The organism is endosymbiont GvMRE of Glomus versiforme, assembly GCF_003546845.1.
In genome coordinates this window covers 62,328-82,664 of record NZ_NWVA01000001.1, presented here as the reverse complement: position 1 = coordinate 82,664, position 20,337 = coordinate 62,328, and the positions used below count along the sequence as shown (strand labels likewise).

Below are 20,337 nucleotides of genomic sequence, written 5' to 3'. Positions count from 1 at the left end.
GTCATGATTCTTCTTTATAAGTTAAAATACTTATATGAACTTGGAAATAGATTTAGAGAAAATTGAAAGTGAAATCAAAAAATTTAAGTTAGATGAAGATTATACTGTTTCGGATAATGAAACTGGCACAATCACTTATGCTATCAAATCGGAAGCAGCCAAAAAAGATTTACGCATAAAAGTTTTTGGTACGGAAAAAGACGAAATAGACGGAACTCCGATTTTCGGCCGAGGAAAAGGAAATTGTGGTGGTTTTGGTCATCCTTTTTATCATTATCAGGAAAATAAAGAAGACAACTATCCTGATTATTTTACCATAGAAAGCGGGGAAGACAAAAGAAAAAAAGATAATGAATGAAAGGAAGAAGCCGAAGCCGCAAGGCAAAAAAAAGAAGAAAAAGAATGAAAAAAAGAACTAAATTCACTAGATAAAAAAGTTAGAGAAAACTGCTTCCTTTGCCACAAAATAATTGGAAAAATCAATTTTTCCAAAAACACCCCAACTATTACTCGAATAAAAATTACCGAAAAAGGGCAAGAATTAGTATTTTGTTCTTTTGAGTGCTACAACAACCACAAGAAAAAAACTAATGAATTAGAAAATAAGCAAAAACTAAACAAGTCTCCTGAAAGCAATTTTTTAATATTTAGTTTTTTAAGTTTAATAATTATTACTATTTTGCCAGTTATTTATCTTTTGGTGAAAAAAAGAAAATAAAAGATTCTTGCTTGTTGTTAGTCATATTCTTTCCTTTGTAATTTTCTTTTAATTTCTTTATCTTTAATATCTTTCTTTACTTGGTATTTTCTTAAAGTTTGTACCAGGGCAATTTCCGTTTTGGCTCACCCTCTTTCGTTAATAAATACTCGTAATGGAATTAAATTATAATGTTTAGTTTTTATTTGAGTAATTAAATGCTTAATTTCTTTTTTTTTCATTAATAACTTGCGGGGTTTCTGGCTAGTGGTATCATGCTGAGAAAATTGACTAGCATAACGATAAGGAGAAATAGAAGTTTTGTAGAGAAATAATTCGTTTTTGTAAGGCAAAACATAGGCATCACTAATGGAAATTTGATAATTACGAATGGCTTTGATTTCGTTTCCCGTAAGCCGAAGTCCAGCGATTTTTTCTCGACCAATAATTTTAAATTTATGAGTATTTTTTCGCTGAGTGATAATTTTCATGATTTTATTCATTTGGTGTGGGTCAAGGGACTCGAACCCTTACGCTTTAAAGGCACAAGAACCTCATTCTTGCATGACTGTCCAATTCCATCAGACCCACTTTTAACTTTATTCTTATATTTTATATGGTGTGGACCGAGGGACTCGAACCCTCACGCATAAAAGCACTGGAATTTAAGCCCAGCATGACTACCATTCCATCAGGTCCACTCTATAAGCAAATTTTAACATAATAACATAAAATTTATTTATAGCAAGGAGGTGTGGTTAAGTGGTAGAATAACAGTTTCCAAGTCTGAAGACAGGGGTTCGATTCCTCTCACCTCCGCCAATATTCAAGTGAAAATTTGTAAAAATATCAATTACAAAAAACTTGTTGATTTCAAAAAAAATTCAAACAAAATAAAAAGTAAAACAAAAATTTTAATTAATAACTAAAAATGAGTAAATTATTGCCTAAACCCCGAGGTACCCAGGATATTTTGCCAACCAGGGCGATTATTTACCAACAAATTCAACAAATTACCCAAAATATTCTCAATTGTGCTGGTTATCAACCAGTTATTTTACCTACTTATGAATACCAAAAATTATTCACTACTTCTGTGGGTGAAGCCACAGATATCATTCAAAAGGAAATGTTTACTTTCCCTGACCGTAAAGGAAGACAATTGGTTCTGCGTCCCGAAGGAACTGCAAGCATTGTACGCTTAGTTTGCCAAAATAAATTAGTTAACCCTGGATACCCTTTGCGTTTATATTACTGAGGAAACATGTTTCGTTATGAACGACCACAAGAAGGTCGTTATCGGGAATTTTGACAATTAGGAGTAGAATTAATTAATGCTAATGGAATAATGGCTGATGGAGAACTACTTTGGTTAATTAAGCAAATCATTAGAACATTTGACTTAAAAGAAAACACTATACTCTATTGGAATTATCTTGGTGGTTCAGAAACCAGAGAAAAATACAAATCAATATTGAAAGAATATTTACTAGATAAGGAACTTTGTCTGGATTGTCAAAGACGTTACCAACTTAATCCTCTACGAATTTTAGATTGTAAAGTTTGTGAATTAAAAAAACTGCCTTCTTACAAAAAAGTATTAGAAAAAAATGAACTAGCCTATTTAAAAAAAATCACTAAAAAACTAAACGAACTAAAAATTAATCACTACTATAACAAATGATTAGTAAGAGGTCTTGATTATTATACTGGCATTGTGTTTGAACTTTTGTTAAATAATGGCAACAAGCAAGTAATTTTAGGCGGCGGTAGATATGATAAACTCTTTCAGCAGTTAGGGAAAAAAGAATTTCCAGCATCTGGGTTTGCCTTAGGTGTTGACCGTTTAGTTAATTATTTGTCTCTTTTAGAAAGATGAAAAACTGGTTTTAAACCTGATATTCTTTTTTTAGTTTTAGAAGAATCAGTCTGCTCATTGGCTGCTTCTTGACAAGAAAAATTAAGTAAAAATTGCCAAGTTGTCTCTAATTTGGAAGTTAAAAAAGTTAAAAATCTTCTCAAAAACATTAATTATTATTCTCCTCGCTTGGTTATTATTGTCGGCAAAAAAGAATTAAAAGAAAAAAAAGTGTTAGTAAAAGATTGCCAAAAAAAGAAAGAATTTGTAATTGACCAAGAAGAATTAGTTAGTTGAGTTTATAATTACTTACTAGTAAAATAATTTCGATATCTTCACGCACGCATTTCATTATTAAGAAAAAGCAAAATTATAATTTGGTAGTTAGGAAACTATTCCAAAATTATAAAAAAAATTAAAAAATGTGCTTTCAACAAAATAAATATAGTTTAACATTTCAAAACACTTTCTCGGTGAAGTTTACGGTGAAAACTAATTACATAATGATGAACCTCCTCTTGAAGATTAACCAGAAAATTTTTGAGTTCTTCATTAGCAGGCAAAGGTAGTTCTCGGAATTCGCTAGTAATAATTTTTTCTGTTTGGTGCTTTTCATTTTTAGCCAAACCAATTACCGGAACTTTCAAGTTTAATTCTCAGCAAACAGTCAAAAAAGCTTTGATTTGGGGTTTTCCACCATCTACTAATAAGAGTTGCGGTAAGTATTTACGTTTTCTGTAGTGTTGTCGGCAGACCTCAGATATTCAAGCCGTATCACTCTTTTTTTCTGAATTAGTTAGTTGGTAGATTTTTGATTTATTTTTAGCCTTTTCTCCGTTAAGATAAACTAAAAATCCTGCCACTACATCCTGCTGAAATAAATTGGAAACATCCAAAATTTCCAAAAAATAAGGGGTTTCGATTTGCAAGTATTTTCCTAATTCTTCTAAAAGACTAATTTTGTCGTTTTTTAGCAATTTTTTTGTGTAATTTCTTTGTCAAGCGTGAAAAGCATTTTGCTGAGCCATGGTTAGAATTTTCTTCTTTTTTCCTTTCTGGGGAATTTGGCAAGCAAAACCAAATTCTTCGGCTAACAATTCTTGATTTTCCAGTTTCTCAGACAAATACAAAATTTTGGGCGGAAGATTTTTTTGGTAAAATTGATAGAGATAAGATTGTAATAATTCTTTTTCTTCATTTAGTCCTTCTTGGACTTTAAAAGTTTGGGTTTCGGTGGTGCTTAGTTTTCCGTAGCGGTAAAGAAGAAAAAAGCAAGCAAGCAAACCGTTTTGGAAATGGAAACTGAAGAAATCACAGTTTCCGTGGTAAGGAAATTCGATGTTTTGTTCGCTCACAAAAAAATTGAGATTATCTAATATTTTTTTTTCTTTTTTGGCTAATTCAAATTCTTGATTAATGATGCTTTTTTGCAAGGCTTTCTGTAATTCTTTTTTGACGGTTTGCACTTTTCCTTGAAAAAAATCAATAATTTTTTGCTTAGTTTTCTGATAGTGTTCCGATTCAACTTTTTTAAAACAGTGTCCCGAACATTGTCCCAAGGAATAATCTAAACAAGGTTTGCCTAAATTTCCTTTGCATTTGGCTAAGGGAAACACTTTTTCGAGAATTTGTAAAATTTCTCTGGCTTTGGTACCGTCTGGAAAAGGACCAAAATATAAATCTTTGCTAAAAGGATTAAATTTTTTTGCTAGCCAGTAGCGAGGATTAGTTTCCTCAGTAATTTTGATATAAGGATAAGTGCGATTGTCCCTTAATAAAATATTAAAACGGGGTTGGTATTTTTTAATCAAATTTTGTTCCAAAATGAGGGCTTCCTTGGCATTATTAGTTAAGATTATTTCTCAGTTAGCAATTAAGCCTAAATATTTGCTTTGGCTTTCTTGAAAATGACGAGCAATTCTTTGGCGTAAATTTTTGGCTTTGCCAACATAAATTACTTTCTTTTGCTGGTCTTGGAGAAGATAGCAGCCAACTTGAGAAGGTATTTGGGAAATTTCAGGAACATTTAGTTGGTTCATATTAGTTGATTTTTGCCTACCTAAATCAATTTCAAAAATTTTTTTTAAGTATTATGGCTAATTCATCAATATTTTCATTAAGTAATTCTAAATGTAAGTTGACGAGAATAAAGAAAAAAACAAATTTTAAAGAATGATAGAATTGGGTCTTAAACTGGTTTGTTGGATATTTCTTGTCAATAAGGAAAAAAATTATTTCAGAATTTTTGAATGAATTCAAGATAAGAGTTTTTTCCTTGGCTAATCTTATCTAATTCTGCTTCTAAATTAGCAGTATATTTTTCATTAATTAAAGAAGCAAAGTTTTTTTGTAATCATTCATTCACTTTAAAGCCTAATTCCGTCGGGACAAAGTGTTTTTGTCTATCATTATTATATTCAACATAACCACGATTAAGCAAAATTCTGCTAAATGTATTATAAGTGGATGGCCGACCAATACCTAACCTTTCTAATTCTTGAACCAAACTTCCTTCATTATAACGTTGAGGTTTATTTTCCAAGTACTCTTTTACTTCAATCTTGTTTACTTCTAAGGATTTTAAATCAGTTTTTTCCAATAAAGAAGTTTTTTTGATCTTATAATTAGGTAAATAGTAATCAGGATTAAGGACAAAAAAGCCCGCAAAGGTAAGCACGTTTTCATTCATAGTAAAGTAATAACCATTATTAACAAAGGTGTAAGTAGTTTTTTGTGTTTGGGCCGAACTCATTAAACTAGCCAAAGTATGTTGGTAGATTAGTCCATATAAGGAAAATTGCTCAGGTACTAAACTATCTTTTGTTTCTTCGGGGCGTTGAGAAAAATAAGTGGGACGAATAGCTTCGTGAGCATCTTGGATAGTTAAACTTTCTTTTTTTTCTTGGTGTTGAGGAGAAAACTGACAATATATTTTGCCTCACTGCTTTTGAATATATTGATAAACTTGTTCTACAAATTGCTTATTTAAACGACAAGAATCAGTACGAGGATAAGTAATCAAGCCTGTTTGTTTGTTATTATTTTTCAAATAAATACCTTCGTATAATTGCTGGGCTAATTTCGTAGTTTGGGCAATGGAAAAACTTAATTGAGATTTTGCCTCATATAACAAGAGAGAAGTAGTAAAAGGAGGCTTAGGAAATATATATCTTTTTTCTTTTTCTTCATTAATAAGGGAAAAAATAGAGTCCAATTGAGATTTAACTTTTTCTGCTTCTTCTTTGCTAGGATAAGTTACTAATTTTCCTTTTTCATCTTTTTGTCTTAAAGTATATTTTTCACCTTGGATTTCGTAAATTCCTTGGATAATGTATTCTTTTTTTTTCTCGAATTCCCGAATGGCAATTTCTCGATCCACAATTAATTTCAAAACTACAGATTGCACTCGACCAGCCGATAAGGCTTGTAATTTTTTTCGTAAAAGTGGACTCAGACAAAAACCAATCATTCGGTCTAAAACTTGGCGAGCATTTTGAGCTTCAACTAAGGATTTATTAAGCGATAAGGGATTATTGAGGGCTTGCTTAATACTTTGTTGGGTAATTTCGTAAAAAAGTAAGCGCTTATAATGATGAGGCTGTAGTTGCAAAATTTTCACAATTTCCTGGGCAATCCCCTCCCCTTCTCGGTCTGGATCAGTAGCCAAAAGAATTAAAGTTGGCTTGTTTTTTTTTAAGTAGTCTTGCCAGAATTTAATATTTTTATTTTTTTCAGGTAAAGGGTCATAATACGGAGTAAATTTAGTTAAATCAACTCCTAGGTTATAATAACCTTTCTTGGCTAATTCCATTAAATGCCCGCTGGTAGCAAAAACTTCGTAATCATTTCCTAAAAAAGTTTTGATCGTTTTTTGTTTAGTGAAAGACTCCAAAAAAATCAAGTATTTAACCATAAAGTTTTTTTATGCTATTTTTTTAATTTGTTTCATTCAGTTTATATGAAAAAACAAAAAATCAACGGGGCGTTTGCCGACCAAGATCCTCAACGGCTAAATTAGTGTGTTTTCTGACCCCAAACAGAGCAAATGGATACTATTGTTCTCATCATTCCGAGCAAGCGAAAATCTACCATCAAAAAGGAATAAATTTAACTATCTTTTTTATCAAATTTCCCTATCCGATAACAATCCATTAAACCAATTATTTTTGGTTCTTCTTCATGAGCAACACATCAAACTAGCCGATAGGCTTTGTCTTATTTCATTATATAATGGTGAATGAGGATAATAAGTTCATTGATATATTTCTTTTCATCAGGTTCCACTGTTTAGCCGTTTAACTGTTTAAGCAAAAAAATAATCAAGTCATTTGTGATATTTTCATTAGGATGTTTAACATGTGGCAATTAAGTGATTGATTACTACTTTTTTCAAACAGAGTTTTAAATTATTTTTAACTATTTTTCTTATTTCGCATTTTTTTAAGTCTGGTTTTTTGTTCAAACTTCTTGGTCTAACTTTTTCCGACAATCAGAACAGTAAGGAGACCCACCATATCGACACACTTGGAGCCATTAACATTGCTCTTTTTAATTGAATTTAGTTTTTGGGCAGGTCTTGCTACTTCTACGGTTTTCATAACTGTCTTAGGTACAGACAGAATGAATTGTGAAAGAAATTAAGTAATTAGGTTATATTTACGAGCAATTTCTTGCTTATCCATCTTACCACTCACTAAACTTTTAATTGGTTCATAAGTTTTTCGATGTAGAGAACAAATTCCATGCTTAAAAATGGCTTGTAAATGGGTAGGATTAGGATAACCTTTATTATTTTCTCAGTCATATCGAGGATATTTTTTATGCAAATTTTTCATAATAGCATCGCGGGTAACTTTGGCAATAATCGAAGCAGCCGCAATATTAATTGATTTACGATCACCACCAATAATGCTTTGGGTTGGAATACCAGAAATTATTATTTCCTCTTTGCCATCAACCAAACACAAACTAGGCTTGTTTTTTAATTTTAAAGTGGCTTCAACCATGGCTTCTTTGGTGGCTTGTAAAGGATTCTTGTTTTCTACTTCCCGAGGGCTTTTAATTATTATGCTATATTCCAAAGCTTTTTGTCTAATGATTTCGTATGCTTTGTTTCTTTGCCAAGGTTTTAAAATTTTGGAATCTTGAATCAATGGAGAACGAAAATATATTGGCAAAATTACTGCCGCAACGACAATTGGACCAGCTAATGCTCCTCGACCAGTTTCGTCCACCCCCACAATTAAATTGTGTTCTTTTCAAAGAGTTAATTCAAAATCAAGATTTGTTTTGACCATTATTTAAACTATATATTAATTTTAGTTTTTGTTTAGGCATAATCTAAATCCCACTAACAATCCATAAAATAAGCAACAGGACCGGGGCAATTCAAAATAATCCTCGATAGAAAGGTTCTTGTTTTTTATAATAATCAAAAGGTTTGCTGGCTTGCTTTTGAGCTTTAGTTTGGTTTTTGTGGCTAGTGAATTCAGTGGTTTTATTTCTTAAACTTTTTAGTTTATTCCAAATCCGCTGCTGATTAGTTAATACTTAGATTAAACTTATTTGGATTTGTGATAAAGAACTCTGAATCTTGCCAATAACACCCACCAATGGCAGGTATCTTTTGACCGACAGTAGTGTCTAAGAAAAAAAGGGATTCAAGGTGAGCATTTAGGTATTGGTGGTCGAATTTATTGAGTTCTTCAAACTTTTTTAACTCTTCTAATTTACGGAATAAAAAGTCTGTTTTTTGGCTAAACTAGTAGCAATTAAGGGTTGAATTTGTTCCTGGATAGATTAGATGTTAACCATGTAATGTTTTCGTTGATAGTGTTTTTTGATAGTTTGGTTGCCTTGAGCCTTAAAAGTACAGTTACGGCAATAATCATAGTTATTTTTTTGGTAAGCGATGAAATGGTCAGCATAGCCCGAACAGGATTTTTTTAATTGCTTAGCCTTTTGACCTTGCTGTTTAGTTAGCCATTCATTCCGTTGAAAAGTTGCTCTAACTGAGTCACGATTGGTACTCGAATCCTTTACTCACTAATTAGCAGGATACTTTCCTCATATAAAAGAAAAATAAAACAGAGTAAAAATAACTTATGAAAAAAAATGTTCATAATTACGAATTATTGTGTTTATTTTCGGGCCAAGAAGAGGAAAAAAAAGCAAATTTAGTAAAGAATATTCAAAACTTGAACCCTCAAAAACTAGAAATAAAAAGTTTGAAAACTGAAAAATTAGTTTGACCTGTTGAAGTGAAAAATTACTTATTGCTTCATCTAGCAATTGGTCCTGAAAAGGTTCAACAAATAGAAAAAATTCTTCAACAATCGCCTGTCCAACATTTACTAATTAACTCAGACAGGGAGAAGAAATTAAAAATCAAAAAACCTAACAGCCTAGACACTCCTCAGGAGAATATTTCCAACAAAGAGGAGCAAATTATTAGCAAAGAAGAATAACTATAATTCTAATTATTTGCTTAACGAAAAGCAAGTTTGGTAATGAAAAACAAAAAAATTAAGGATGAAATTGTAAAAGAAAGCACTAATCCGCCCAGCAACTTTCATAAAAAAAATAGAAAAATTATTTCCGAACAGATAGAAAAAAAAAATAATAATATTGATAAATATCTACTCTTAACTTGATTAAAAAAAAATGATTTTAATTTATTCTCACAATTAGTTCTTGACAATCCCAAAAAAATATTACCTTTAATTTACACTCCTACCATTGGAGACATTTGCTTAAATTATTCTTCCTTGGTTCCTTTTTTGCCACAGGAAGGATTAATTATTAACTTAGAAGATTTACCCAATCTTGATAAAATGCTTGTTAATTACAAAAAGAAGTTCAGTGCACCGCAAATTGCTATTTTAACTGATGGTTCACGAGTTCTAGGCTTAGGAGATTTAGGAGTTAATGGTTTTCCTATTTGTTGAGGAAAATCCCAATTACTAAGTATTTTTTCTAAAATTACCCCAGAGAAAATTTTGCCAATTATGTTTGACTGCGGAACTGATAATCCAAAGAATTTACAAGATCCTCTTTATCCAGGCTTAAAACAAAAAAGACCAAATGAAAGAAATTTCTACCAAGCCATAGATAATTTATTAAAAGCATTAACCAAAAATTTCCCCCAAATATTAATTCATTTTGAAGATTTTCAGACTAAACATGCTTTGGAAATGCTAGAACGTTATCAAGATAAATATCTTTGTTTTAATGATGATATTCAGGGAACTGGTGCTGTGGTGTTAGCAGGATTGATTAATGCCATAAAAAAAACTAAAATTTTACCCATGCAACAGCGAATATTATTAGTAGGAGCAGGTGGTGCGAGTATAGGAGTAGCAAAAATGTTACTGATTTACTTCCAAAACGAACACAATTTAACATTAAAAGAGACTAAAAAGTTAATTTGAATGGCAGACAGCAAAGGACTAATTACCGAAGACCGCGGAGACAAACTGGCTAAACACAAAATTTTTTTCGTTCGAAAAGATAACGAGGGCAAGCAATACCAAAAACTCAGTGAAATAATTAATTATGTTAAGCCTACTATTCTTATTGGATTAAGCGGAAAAAAAGGAATTTTTACACCAAAAGTTCTGCAACTAATGACAAAATACAACCAAAAACCTATCATTTTTGCTCTTTCAAACCCCCAAACTAAGGCAGAATGTACCTTTGCTGAAACTATGAAATACACCAACAATCAAGCAATTTTTGCTTCAGGAACAGATTTTCCTGATTACTTTACCCCTGAAAACAATAAAGTTTATAAAAATAACCAAGCAAATAATATGTATATTTTTCCTGGTCTAGAATTAGGTGTTTTGCTATCCAAAACAAAAAAAATCACTGATTCCTTAATTTATATTGTTGCCAAATGTTTAGCAGAAAGTTTAAACGAAACAGAAACAAAAGAAGATAGCCTTTACCCCAACTTAACTAGAATTCAAACAATTAGTAAGCAAATTGCCATTCTAATCAAGCAAACACTCAGTAAACGAGAAAAATATTCTTCTCTCCAACAAGCAAACTAAAAATAACTTCTTATTCTTCTCAAAAAAGCGACAATATTTTTTGTAGTGTTAATAATTAGAACTGGGAAGTTAAGTATCAAGCAATTCCAACCACTATTAAAAATTCAACAAATAGTTTTTTTGGTGTCATTGTGTCTATGGATTTTTTGATTGAATTGTTAGAAATTTTAATATATTATGTTCTTTTTAATAATCGGTTTTAGGCAAAAAAAACAGTCTCGTAATTCTGTCTCAGCATAAAAAATAATTACAAGTAAAAGTAATGAATGAAAACCAAAAAAAAAGTAATAAAGTCAAAAAATCTACTAAAAGAATTGGCTGCTTATCCTGACACGAATATTTTGCTTCAATTGCTAAACTCGTGGCTCAAAGAAGTAAAGATCCTAATTATCAAGTGGGGTCGGTAATAGTTAACCAACAAAAAGAAATAGTTGCCACTGGCTACAATGGCTTTCCCTGAGGTTTTTCTGATGATAAGTATCTTTGGAATGATAAAGGACCATGGCTAGAAACTAAATATCCTTATTGCGTTCATGCTGAAACTAATGCAATAATTAGTGCTCGACAAAACTGCCAAGAGTTTATTCTTTATACTACTTTATTTCCTTGTAATGAATGTGCTAAATTAATTATTCAAGCCGGTATCAAAACTGTTTACTATTTAGATTGGCCAATTTCAGAACAATGAGGAGAAAGTTGAAAGGCTGCTAAAATAATGTTTGATGAAGTGGGAATTGATTACCAAAAATTAGAAATATAGTCAGAAATTTCGCCAAGTACTTATCTAGAAGCCTGTTCTAAATGGGAGTTGGATAACTAATAACTTTTTTTGCTATTTATAGTTATTATTAAGATGAATTTCTAGAAAATTGGTTTTTTTTACTCCCTTTTAGCAGTGTAGAAGGAAAATAAGATCTCTTTATTTTTAACAGCAAAAGCAAAAGTATCCAAAGAGCTAAAACACCACCCCAAAAAAAGCAAAAAAATTTAAATCACTCTCCTTTTTCGGCTCATTCAAAGCACGGAACCATAAATTTCTTTCAACCTCTTTTAGTGTTTAAATAAGTTTCGTCAGCCGTGTTCACTCTAAATAAATTGATGACAAAGAAAATGAAAGGTTGAAAAGCAAGCAGCAACAAAATCTTTTTCTGGTAAACAATTTTTTCTTCTATTTTAACAAATTTACAGAAGTAAAATAAAGACAAAGGAAAAGTGACATAATGCCAAATAAAAGAGTAAATTCATCAAAAAGGTCCTCGGCGAATATCTTTGCTTAATTGGTCGGGCAAATAAGTAGTAAAAATCAGTATGCTTAACGCATTACCAACAGCCAAAATTAAACCAAAAGTTTTTCATCATTTTGGGGCTTGTTCGTTCTTTTCATAATCTCATTTCAACTCAACAAGATTATAAATAACTGTTAGTACTGAACTCCAAACACATCAAAAAACAGTCAGTCATTCCCAAAAGAAGTTAAAAGGTGCGTGAGCAAATTTATTACTTTCTAAAATGTTGTTATTAAATATCAAAGAGCAAACAAGAGAAAAAATATGCAACAAGGTGCTAATTATTAAAATCGGTCTTTTTTCAAAAATCTTGCTTAGAAAAAATTTTCTTCTGAATTCCATATTCTCAACAATGAATAATTTTTAACATCTATTCATTAATATAAATTTTATCTTTATTTAACGGCACTAATAAAAAAAAATTGAAATTGAATTCCTTATTTTCCTCTCTTGCTTTTTGAACCTTTTGGCAAAGGAGGTTTGGTTTTTCCTGTACCAGTTGGAATTTTGTTAAGATACCAGGCAGTTGCTCCTAATACAGCAGTCGTGGCTAAAACTCCGCCGCTAATGGCTCATGGAAGCCATTTTTTTTCTTTCGGGGATGTGAAACTAGTTTGATTGACTTGCTGCTGTTGTTTTTGTAATTGCTCTAAACGTTTAATGGCTTTTTGGACTTGCTGTTGGTAAGCATTAACCATTTGGTAGATTTGAGCATTCGTTTCTTTTTGTTCCACTAATCAATTATGTAATTCTTGGGAGTAAGTTTGTGTTTTTAAGGCTTGACTTGTTTTGGTCATTAATTCTTGCACTAATTTGGCTTTTTCAACAGTAGTAATTTTGGCTGCTTTTTGGTCTTTTTCTGGCTGGTCTTGGGGTTTAGCAACATTTTCAGTAAGAATTTTTTCAATGATTGCTTTTTCTTCAGGAGTTCAGTTTTCTCCTTCACTGTTTTGGGTTTTTACTTTTGTAATTATTTCAGGATTAAGAGGAGTTTCAGGTTGAGAAGGGGAGTTTTTAGTTGGTTGGTTAGATTCTGGTTTAGTAGGAGTTGGTTGAGACTTTGAAACTGGAGGATCTTTACTTTCAGAAGTAGAGGTAGGAGAAAAGTTTCCTCCACCACCTCCTCCGCCAGTAAAACCACCACCGAAGTATCCACTACTACTAGAACTAGAAGGGGAAGGTGAACCATCAGGAGAATTACCTGCACTAGTTCCGTTATTGCTGCTTGTACCAGAAGAAGTTGGTTGATTAGTTGAAGTTTGAGTCGTTGGAGTCGGTTGAGTTTGATTTTGATTTCCAGTGTTGCCACCACCAGTATTTCCAGTCCCAAAACCAGTGTTTAAAGGAGGAGTATAGCCACCTCCGCCACCTCCAGGAGCACCACCTCTGCCGCCAGTTCTGGCATTTCTTTGGTTTGTTATTTCATTATCAATCAATGTGGTCAACCCAGCCCTTAACACTGTACATTCTGGACCATTTTTGCCATCAAATTTGCTTTCTCAATCTCTTCCCAAGATAGCGTTTTTATCAGTTCCTGCTGCTAGATTAGCAACGTTATTGTCTCAATGATGATTTACTGCTTGAATTCCTTCGGCTTGTTGTTTAGTTCTTGTTAAAGGATCAATATTATAATTAGTTCCGTCTAAAGTTGCTTGGCGAGCATGAGCAGTTCCTTCATTTCCTAACTGGTTAGAGTCATGTCAACCATTATTATAAACAGCCCGAGATTCAGTGCCATTGAATCCTTTTCCTTGATAAGTTAATATTTGGTCGTTAGTCAAACCAACTGGGATAGTTCCTCGGAATTCGTGAATGAATTGGGCTTGGCTTTTCAAAAGGTTAAGAGTATTATAAGAATAAGGTTCTCCATCAATAACTCTGCCTTGGTTAGGCTGAATATTATAATCAGCAACATCGCTGGCACTTCAACCATTATCAATATTTATGCGAGCATCAGTTGGTGGGTAATTTTTGCTTAGTCAATCAAAGGCTATATCATTTATTTCATCTCTTCCAATCGGAACATGAATTCTTCCTGGCCGTGTGCTTCCAGGAGCATTATTTAGGGCGGTTTCATAAGCAGCCAGTTTGTCAATTATTTCGGGATTAATAGTGTTATCATAATCAACACTATTTCAAGTAATTTCACCATGATGTCCGCTAGTTAAGTTGCCAATATTTTCTGGATTTCAATATTTATCATAAACTCGTCTGCTCTTTGCTGGATCAGAATAAATTTCTATCCAATTGTTAATTTCTGCTTCGTCAACTGGTAATTCTCTTTCTGTTTCATCGACCGCTAATATACCATTTCCCGCTTGTCTGAACGTATCCTGATATTTTGCAATTCGGGTTTTATTTTCTCTTCAATAACTATAAACTTCTCAATTTGTAATGTTGGTTTTATCGTCAGCAAAGCAAACAATTCCTCTTCCTTCGTTATTAATGCTAATTTCCTCTGGATTAGTTCATCCATTATCATAAGAGTTTCATGCGTTAATTTCAGTTAAGCGGTGAGCACGATTAGGACTTGTTTTCTTGTAAGCCAAAATTTCTTCATCTCTCATTACTGCTCCCTTAGTTTGGAAATAATGAATAAAATCTAAATCGTCTTTGTTTTTAACTCTTGGGTCAACCCCATTTGTTGGTATGCCATAAGAAGTATAGACAAAAGTTCCAGTGAGTCGATTAAATCCGCTAACTCTACCCCCTTTGTTATCAACATCTCCCAGTGTTCCATTGTCATTAAAATCTCTTCAACCATTATTTCAAACTTGGTCGGCTTCGCTGTCTGCTCCGGCATGACGGGTTGGACTCAGATTACTATTTCTTCAACTTTGACGCAGAGCATTTTGCTCGTGAGTTGGTGCATCTCTGCCAAATTCGGCAACATGATCGGCAAAAAATCTGTTTCATTCTGCATATTCATTATTTATTTCATTCCTTCTTTCTGTTCTTTTTCTATTCAAAGCCGTTTTTTTTAATTCATTTGGTAGTTTTTCGTTATCGGCAGCAGAAATTGCTTCAATTTGGGTATGGATTACTCCTCTGTCATTCAAGTCATCAATGCTATCAATAGTTTTTCCTCTAATATCAGTTAAAATTCGGTGAGCATTGTCTATTTGTGTTTTTCCGTGTAATCGAATATCAATGTTATTTATAGTAATGCCATGTGAAGAAGTATAATTAACTAAATAAATATTATCTCTGTCTCTTGCTGCTTGTAAATGAGAACCATCGTCAAAGTTTATTGTACCTCTCAATGTTTCGCCTCAGCCATTTAATGTCAAAGATTTTATATTTCTAGCATGTTCTATATTTGCTTTTCTTGCACTCTCGGGTAAAGCATCATCAGCAATATCAAAGTTAGCAATTCGTTGACCGACTGTTCTTCTTATTTGATACATTAGATTGCTTGAATCAGTTTCTCGTTTAATATCATTTAAAAGGCTATGAACTGTATCTAAATCATTTTTATTATAAGTTCAAAGACCTCGAAGATCAATCATTGTGGTTTGTTCGTGGCTTTCATAAATTATTCTGTTATCTTCATTGCGCCCAACTCCTTCCAAATTATCTCAGTGCTTTTCATCATAGGCTCGAATGGCTTCATAAATATTTAGATCAAGGTCAATTCATCTATTTTTGATTTCATTATCCGCAATTCCTCTATTCGCAAAAAAAAGCCTTTCATATGCTTCATTAACGGTGTCTCTTAGACGAATAGTAATGGGAAAAGTCAGAGGTGTTTCTCCTGGTCTAGCAGTCATTCTTAATTCTGCTAATGGGTTAGCAAGGTCTATTGGTCGAACAATAAAATCTATAATTCAACCATTATTTTTAGCGGTTTGGCATTGTTCAAAAGTTAAGCCAGTAGCTATTCATTGATTACGAGTTCCCGGATCAAGGAAAGTTGTATGTCATCTTTCAGCAGTTTCAGCAGTTATTTCTAATGGATTATAACCAGTGCCATCATCAGTGCCATCAAGGTGAGCCATGCGTTCCGTAATTTGATTTGGTAATCAACCATTTCTTTGTGCTGTTTGAGCCTCATTGATTTCTAATCCAGTAGTTCTTCATTGAGTTGCTTCATAACGATTGGCAAATACTTCTTCTCATCTTCTTGATTCTTCTGTTTCAACTATATATATTTCCCGTTCTCTTAAATCTCTAAGCAATCCCTCATTTTCTTCTCTTGTTCTTGCTGGAACAGTCCACACAATATTTCGTGGCGAACCGGCTTCGGCAATCGCAAAAGAATTTAAAAAGGCAATTTGTCTTCTTAATGCTTCTAAGTCATTAGTATGTAGCATTGTCTGGGCTATTCTTTTTTGTTCGCTAAAATAAACGGCTAAGCCGAATTCTGTTAGCGTATGTTCCCGAGTTTTATTAGTAGTGATAGGATTGAAAGTTGTGCCATCAAACATGGTAAATAATCCAGTGTTATCAGGGTCGTTATAATTTTTATCAGAAATGTTATCAGTTCTGGCATTTCATCCTCTTTCAAAAGCAATCCGAGCATCATCAAAATTAAATCCTTTTTTTCTTCAAGCATGGATTTCGGCTCTTAAATTTCTCTTTCCTTGTTCTTCGGCTACTCTAATTTCCTCATCAGTAGGGTCTCTATCTCTAAATAAGTCTTCCGTCATACCGGTGAAAAGTGGGTCAGTATCTCAACGTTTACCAACTGGTAACTTTTCCGTTCGGTCAGCTATTTCTCGCAACTCTCCTTCAAGGCAATTTTTAAATAATCTAGCATAAAAATTGCTTTTTTTTGGCATTGTTTCTCTTTCTTTTCTTCATTCTTTTTTATTGTTAAACAAAATAGTGGATGAATAAGGTAAAAATATTTCTACTCCGGCTAATTGTTGTTCATCAGTCATAATTGTCTCGCGAACTGTTTTGTCTCCTAATCTTCTTGTTCTGTTTACAACTTCATAGTCAGGGTCTCCTGGGCGGACTTCTCTTCCATCGCTCATAATATATATATATATACGATTAAATAGAGGTCTTATATCGTTAGGTTCTCATTTTTTTTCTCTACCAAGATAGTTAGCTTGTCTTGGAGTTAAAATTAAAGAACTTTGTCATTTATATCTTTCAGCAGCATCAGGAAAAAGTTCTCTTCATTCTTCATCTTGGGCGACAACTCTCTCTTTTTTTACTATTAAAGGGTCAAAGATATAACTTCCTTCTTCACCGTTTAATGAAGCTTTGCCAGCAATTTCTCTATTTTTATCTAACCTGTCTTTTACTTTTACATCATTAGCAACCCAATCGTTTTCAGCAGCAGTTAAGAATTGTTTAGGAGTAAAGTGCTTTCTCATCCAAGATTTTATTAATTCTCTTTTTTGGTCAAAATTAAGCCCCCTAAATCTTATTTTCATTTCGTTTTCATCTGGTAAACTTGCTATAACTTCCATATACAAAGCAGATTTCTTTTTACCAACACCTCTCTCTCTAAAAATATCAATGTTAGTTCCTTCAAGAATAGCAATTGGATTGGCGTCGCTTGCTTCTTTTTCTTTTAGGTCTCTGGCTTCTCACTCAAAATCTCAAATTCGCCGAGCCGTTTCAGCATCTCAACCTTTTTCTTTATAGGCTAAAATTTCTTGGTTAGTAATTGTTTCCATGGCTTCTCGTCCGCCTTGTGCGTCTTTGAATTTATTAATAAATTCTGCTGCTTCTTCATCTAGTTTTTTAGCCAAAATATCAGTCACAATCCTTTGAGTAGTGGCTGCCACATTTTCTAATTCCGGGTTTTTGGTAATTGATAAGGCATCATTCCTACTTCTGCCTTCTGGGTCTTCTGCTCGGTAAAAACGATTTTCTGGCTCTAAATCACCTGTTTCTACATATGAATCTGCTCTTAAATTTCTTAATACGTCTCGTATATGAGTTAGAATTGCTTCGTGAATCTCATTTTTTATCCTTTCTGCTTCATCAAAGTTGGGAGCATCAGTAATTCGTCTTTCCCATCCTTCAAATCCTCTGGTTTCATCAGTAATTTTAAATCTTTCTTCAATGCTTTCAATGTTATTGATAGCATTAATGGTATTAGTAATTTTTTCAATAATTTCTCCTTTTTTGTATTCGTCTCCTTTTGAATTTCTTACTTCTTCTTTTGTGGCTTTTCTAATATTACCACAAGATAAGCCAATAATTAGCGTGTTTTTTTTAACTCATTCTTTTCTTGTGTCCCCGTATTTATCACCTTCAATGCGAAATTCGGCTTCCCCTTTGCTTATTTCAACGTCTTCAATAGTAATATTTCTATTTCTTTTATCAAGTAACAATTCTTTTTCAAGGACAAAACGACTTATCTCAATTCTTTCAATTTTATTGCCTTGAATAGTAATCGGATAATCTAGTTCTAGGTTAATTGTGTTCCCTATTGTAAATTTTTCATATTTTCCGTATTCTACTCATTTTCACCTTCCTCTTGTTCTATCAGATGGATCAAAGTATTCTAAATTCCCATTTGCTTTTATTCGCCAATCTACATTTTCTACTAATTCTTTTTCTCCTCTTGCTCTTTTTTCTGCATTTTGTTTTTTAATTTCTTCTTTGCAGTCTGAGACACTTGTAGTCAACTCTTTTCAATCTTCTCCTTTTACTCCAAGACTACATAAAGAACAAGCGACAACTCAAGAATCGGTATTTCCTTTGTGACATCCACCCATTTCTCCACAGTTTCTGTCTAACATACTTTTCTTGCCCCAACTAGTAGCAGAAGATTTATCAATCTCAGCATTTTTAATGACAAAAGTAATATTTTCTTTTTCTTTTTCTTTTTCTTTTTTCTTCCTGGCAATATTAATAATTATTTTTTCTTTGTTTTCATTGACAAATTTTTCTAAATTGCTTTCTCTTTCGGCAGTTATAACACTATCTAATAGTTCATCAAGATTTTTGGTTTTTTTTCGGTTTCTCAGACTGCTATCAATTATGCTTCCATCTTCAAGTTGATTAAGTTCACCTCCAAATATAGTAGATAAGACTCCCGATTCATCACATTGGGCTATAAAATGAGATTTATTAATAGCAATTCAACAATCTCTTTCTTCATTTTCTTCAGTTCATAGTCATCTTCATAGTTTAGTAGACCTTGTATCTTTAATTTCGTCTCCGGTTCTGTGTATAACATTTCCGTGTGCGTCAGTCTCGTCAATTGCGTATCTAAGTTTTCCTTCTCTGTCTTTTCTAATAGCAATAGTTAGTGGACCATGAGGACCACCAGCTAAGGGGGCTTGTCAATGACCTTCTCTGCTTTCATGTAAATCAAACTTCACACCTCTTAAATAAATACTCAAATTATTCCCTACAAGTTTTTTTTTTAATTTTCTGCCCTTTGTTAAGTATCAATCTTTTAAGTCTTCATAACTTCATTTTGTATATTCCCTTTCTCTTTCACTGTCTACATCAGGATTATAGGCAGTGTCTCCATTAAAATTCAATTTAAAGTTTTCAAAATCAAAATTGTTATGACCCGCTTCCTCAGCCAGACATTTAAATATTTCTTTCAATGCTTTTGATTTTATTTTATAACTATCGCTTCTATATAGTTCGCTATTTTCATTAGTTCTTCCCTCTCTTTCAAGCGAACTAGCATGAAAAATTAACCAATTAGAAGTAGAATTTATTTGGGTTAATCTGTTTCGCTGGGTTGAGTAAATTAATCCTTTTCTGAGAAGGTCTCGGGAATATTCATGGGCTGATTCTTCATCTATAAAAAAAGTGGTTGGTCTTTCTGAAGAACCAGATGAATCTCCGCTTTCTTCTCGTTCTGTTCATCCTTCCTTTTTTTGAAGTTCTTCTCTTATTTCCATTAAAATTTTGCCCAAATGGTTTTGTCCAACATGGTTTCTTTCATCAATATAATGAGTAACACCTCAAAATTTATCATCTTCTGTTTCATCAAGAAGAAGGTTGTTATCCACTATTAACATTTCGTAGCCAGTATCCATTAATCGTTGTTTTAGTTCTGGATTTTGAGTGAATTTTTGTCTTATGACATATTTCATGGCATTTAATTTATAGGTGTCTCAATCTCTTCTTATTTCTCCACCTATTTTGGTCGGATCTGTTTCAGCGAAATATCTCGCATTTTCTCCTGAATGTCCTGGTTTTAAAAAAACTTTAACTCTCTTTCGCTGTTTTATCCTTTGCTTCACATAAACTCAATTAGGATCTTGTCAGGCAAATTTTAAGGCTTGAAAAAGATGCTCAGCACTGGCAAATCTGAATGGTTCATCACCTTTGCGTCCCTTTTCTCTTTCATCAATATCAATAATAAAATAGTCCGAGTCTTCTGCTATTTTTCCGTTATTGTCAATTTTAGTTGGCAGAAGCGAATTAATTGGCTCTCTTTTGTAAAAATTTGTGAGTCAGAAATTTCCATCTTCTGGTTTATTAAATTTTATTATTATTGTCATAATATAT

12 protein-coding genes and 1 tRNA gene are annotated in these 20,337 nt (G+C 32.6%); 5 read left to right on the top strand and 8 right to left on the bottom strand.

The window, feature by feature from the left end; genetic code table 4:
* The first annotated feature begins 34 nt into the window (after positions 1–34).
* Positions 35–718 (top strand): hypothetical protein, encoded by a 684-nt coding sequence (locus GvMRE_RS13325; RefSeq protein WP_172575190.1) that lies wholly within the window; start codon positions 35–37, stop codon positions 716–718.
* A gap of 17 nt (positions 719–735) precedes the next feature.
* Here GvMRE_RS13325 and GvMRE_RS00405 read toward each other — a convergent pair whose 3' ends face one another.
* Entirely contained in the window at positions 736–1,188 is a 453-nt protein-coding gene (locus GvMRE_RS00405) for an SsrA-binding protein (protein ID WP_172575189.1), read from the bottom strand.
* A 126-nt stretch (positions 1,189–1,314) separates the two neighbouring features.
* Positions 1,315–1,398 (bottom strand) — tRNA-Leu (locus tag GvMRE_RS00400).
* A gap of 230 nt (positions 1,399–1,628) precedes the next feature.
* Here GvMRE_RS00400 and hisS point away from each other — a divergent pair.
* The gene (gene hisS / locus GvMRE_RS00395) at positions 1,629–2,879 is read left to right on the top strand and encodes a histidine--tRNA ligase (protein WP_147409300.1); all 1,251 of its coding nucleotides are present in this window, start codon (positions 1,629–1,631) and stop codon (positions 2,877–2,879) included.
* 125 nt (positions 2,880–3,004) lie between these two features.
* On the opposite strand, the gene uvrC is transcribed toward hisS, so the two are convergent.
* The 4 genes from uvrC to GvMRE_RS00380 form a co-directional block, all read right to left on the bottom strand.
* Complete coding sequence (gene uvrC / locus GvMRE_RS00390; RefSeq protein WP_147409298.1) at positions 3,005–4,594, bottom strand: excinuclease ABC subunit UvrC; 1,590 nt, start codon at positions 4,592–4,594, stop codon at positions 3,005–3,007.
* 149 nt (positions 4,595–4,743) lie between these two features.
* Positions 4,744–6,468, bottom strand: coding sequence for a type I DNA topoisomerase (gene topA / locus GvMRE_RS00385; RefSeq protein ID WP_147409296.1), 1,725 nt, complete (start codon positions 6,466–6,468; stop codon positions 4,744–4,746).
* 559 nt (positions 6,469–7,027) lie between these two features.
* Entirely contained in the window at positions 7,028–7,153 is a 126-nt protein-coding gene (locus GvMRE_RS14270; RefSeq protein WP_281267930.1) for a hypothetical protein, read from the bottom strand.
* Positions 7,154–7,192: 39 nt separating this feature from the next.
* The gene (locus GvMRE_RS00380) at positions 7,193–7,852 is read right to left on the bottom strand and encodes a ribonuclease HII (RefSeq protein WP_147409295.1); all 660 of its coding nucleotides are present in this window, start codon (positions 7,850–7,852) and stop codon (positions 7,193–7,195) included.
* A gap of 807 nt (positions 7,853–8,659) precedes the next feature.
* Here GvMRE_RS00380 and GvMRE_RS00375 point away from each other — a divergent pair.
* The 3 genes from GvMRE_RS00375 (at position 8,660) to GvMRE_RS00365 (ending at position 11,369) form a co-directional block, all read left to right on the top strand.
* Positions 8,660–9,022: a hypothetical protein gene (locus GvMRE_RS00375; protein WP_147409294.1), complete on the top strand. Its 363-nt coding sequence runs from the start codon at positions 8,660–8,662 to the stop codon at positions 9,020–9,022.
* Between the two features lie 42 nt (positions 9,023–9,064).
* Positions 9,065–10,609 (top strand): oxaloacetate-decarboxylating malate dehydrogenase, encoded by a 1,545-nt coding sequence (maeA, locus tag GvMRE_RS00370; RefSeq protein WP_147409293.1) that lies wholly within the window; start codon positions 9,065–9,067, stop codon positions 10,607–10,609.
* A gap of 262 nt (positions 10,610–10,871) precedes the next feature.
* The gene (locus tag GvMRE_RS00365; protein ID WP_147409292.1) at positions 10,872–11,369 is read left to right on the top strand and encodes a deoxycytidylate deaminase; all 498 of its coding nucleotides are present in this window, start codon (positions 10,872–10,874) and stop codon (positions 11,367–11,369) included.
* Positions 11,370–11,457: 88 nt separating this feature from the next.
* Here the strand turns inward: GvMRE_RS00365 and GvMRE_RS00360 are convergent, their stop codons facing one another.
* Positions 11,458–12,237 carry a hypothetical protein gene (locus GvMRE_RS00360; protein WP_147409291.1) on the bottom strand — a complete coding sequence of 260 codons (780 nt, stop codon included), beginning with the start codon at positions 12,235–12,237 and terminating at the stop codon, positions 11,458–11,460.
* 95 nt (positions 12,238–12,332) lie between these two features.
* Positions 12,333–20,330 (bottom strand): NADAR family protein, encoded by a 7,998-nt coding sequence (locus tag GvMRE_RS00355; RefSeq protein ID WP_147409290.1) that lies wholly within the window; start codon positions 20,328–20,330, stop codon positions 12,333–12,335.
* Positions 20,331–20,337 lie beyond the last annotated feature (7 nt).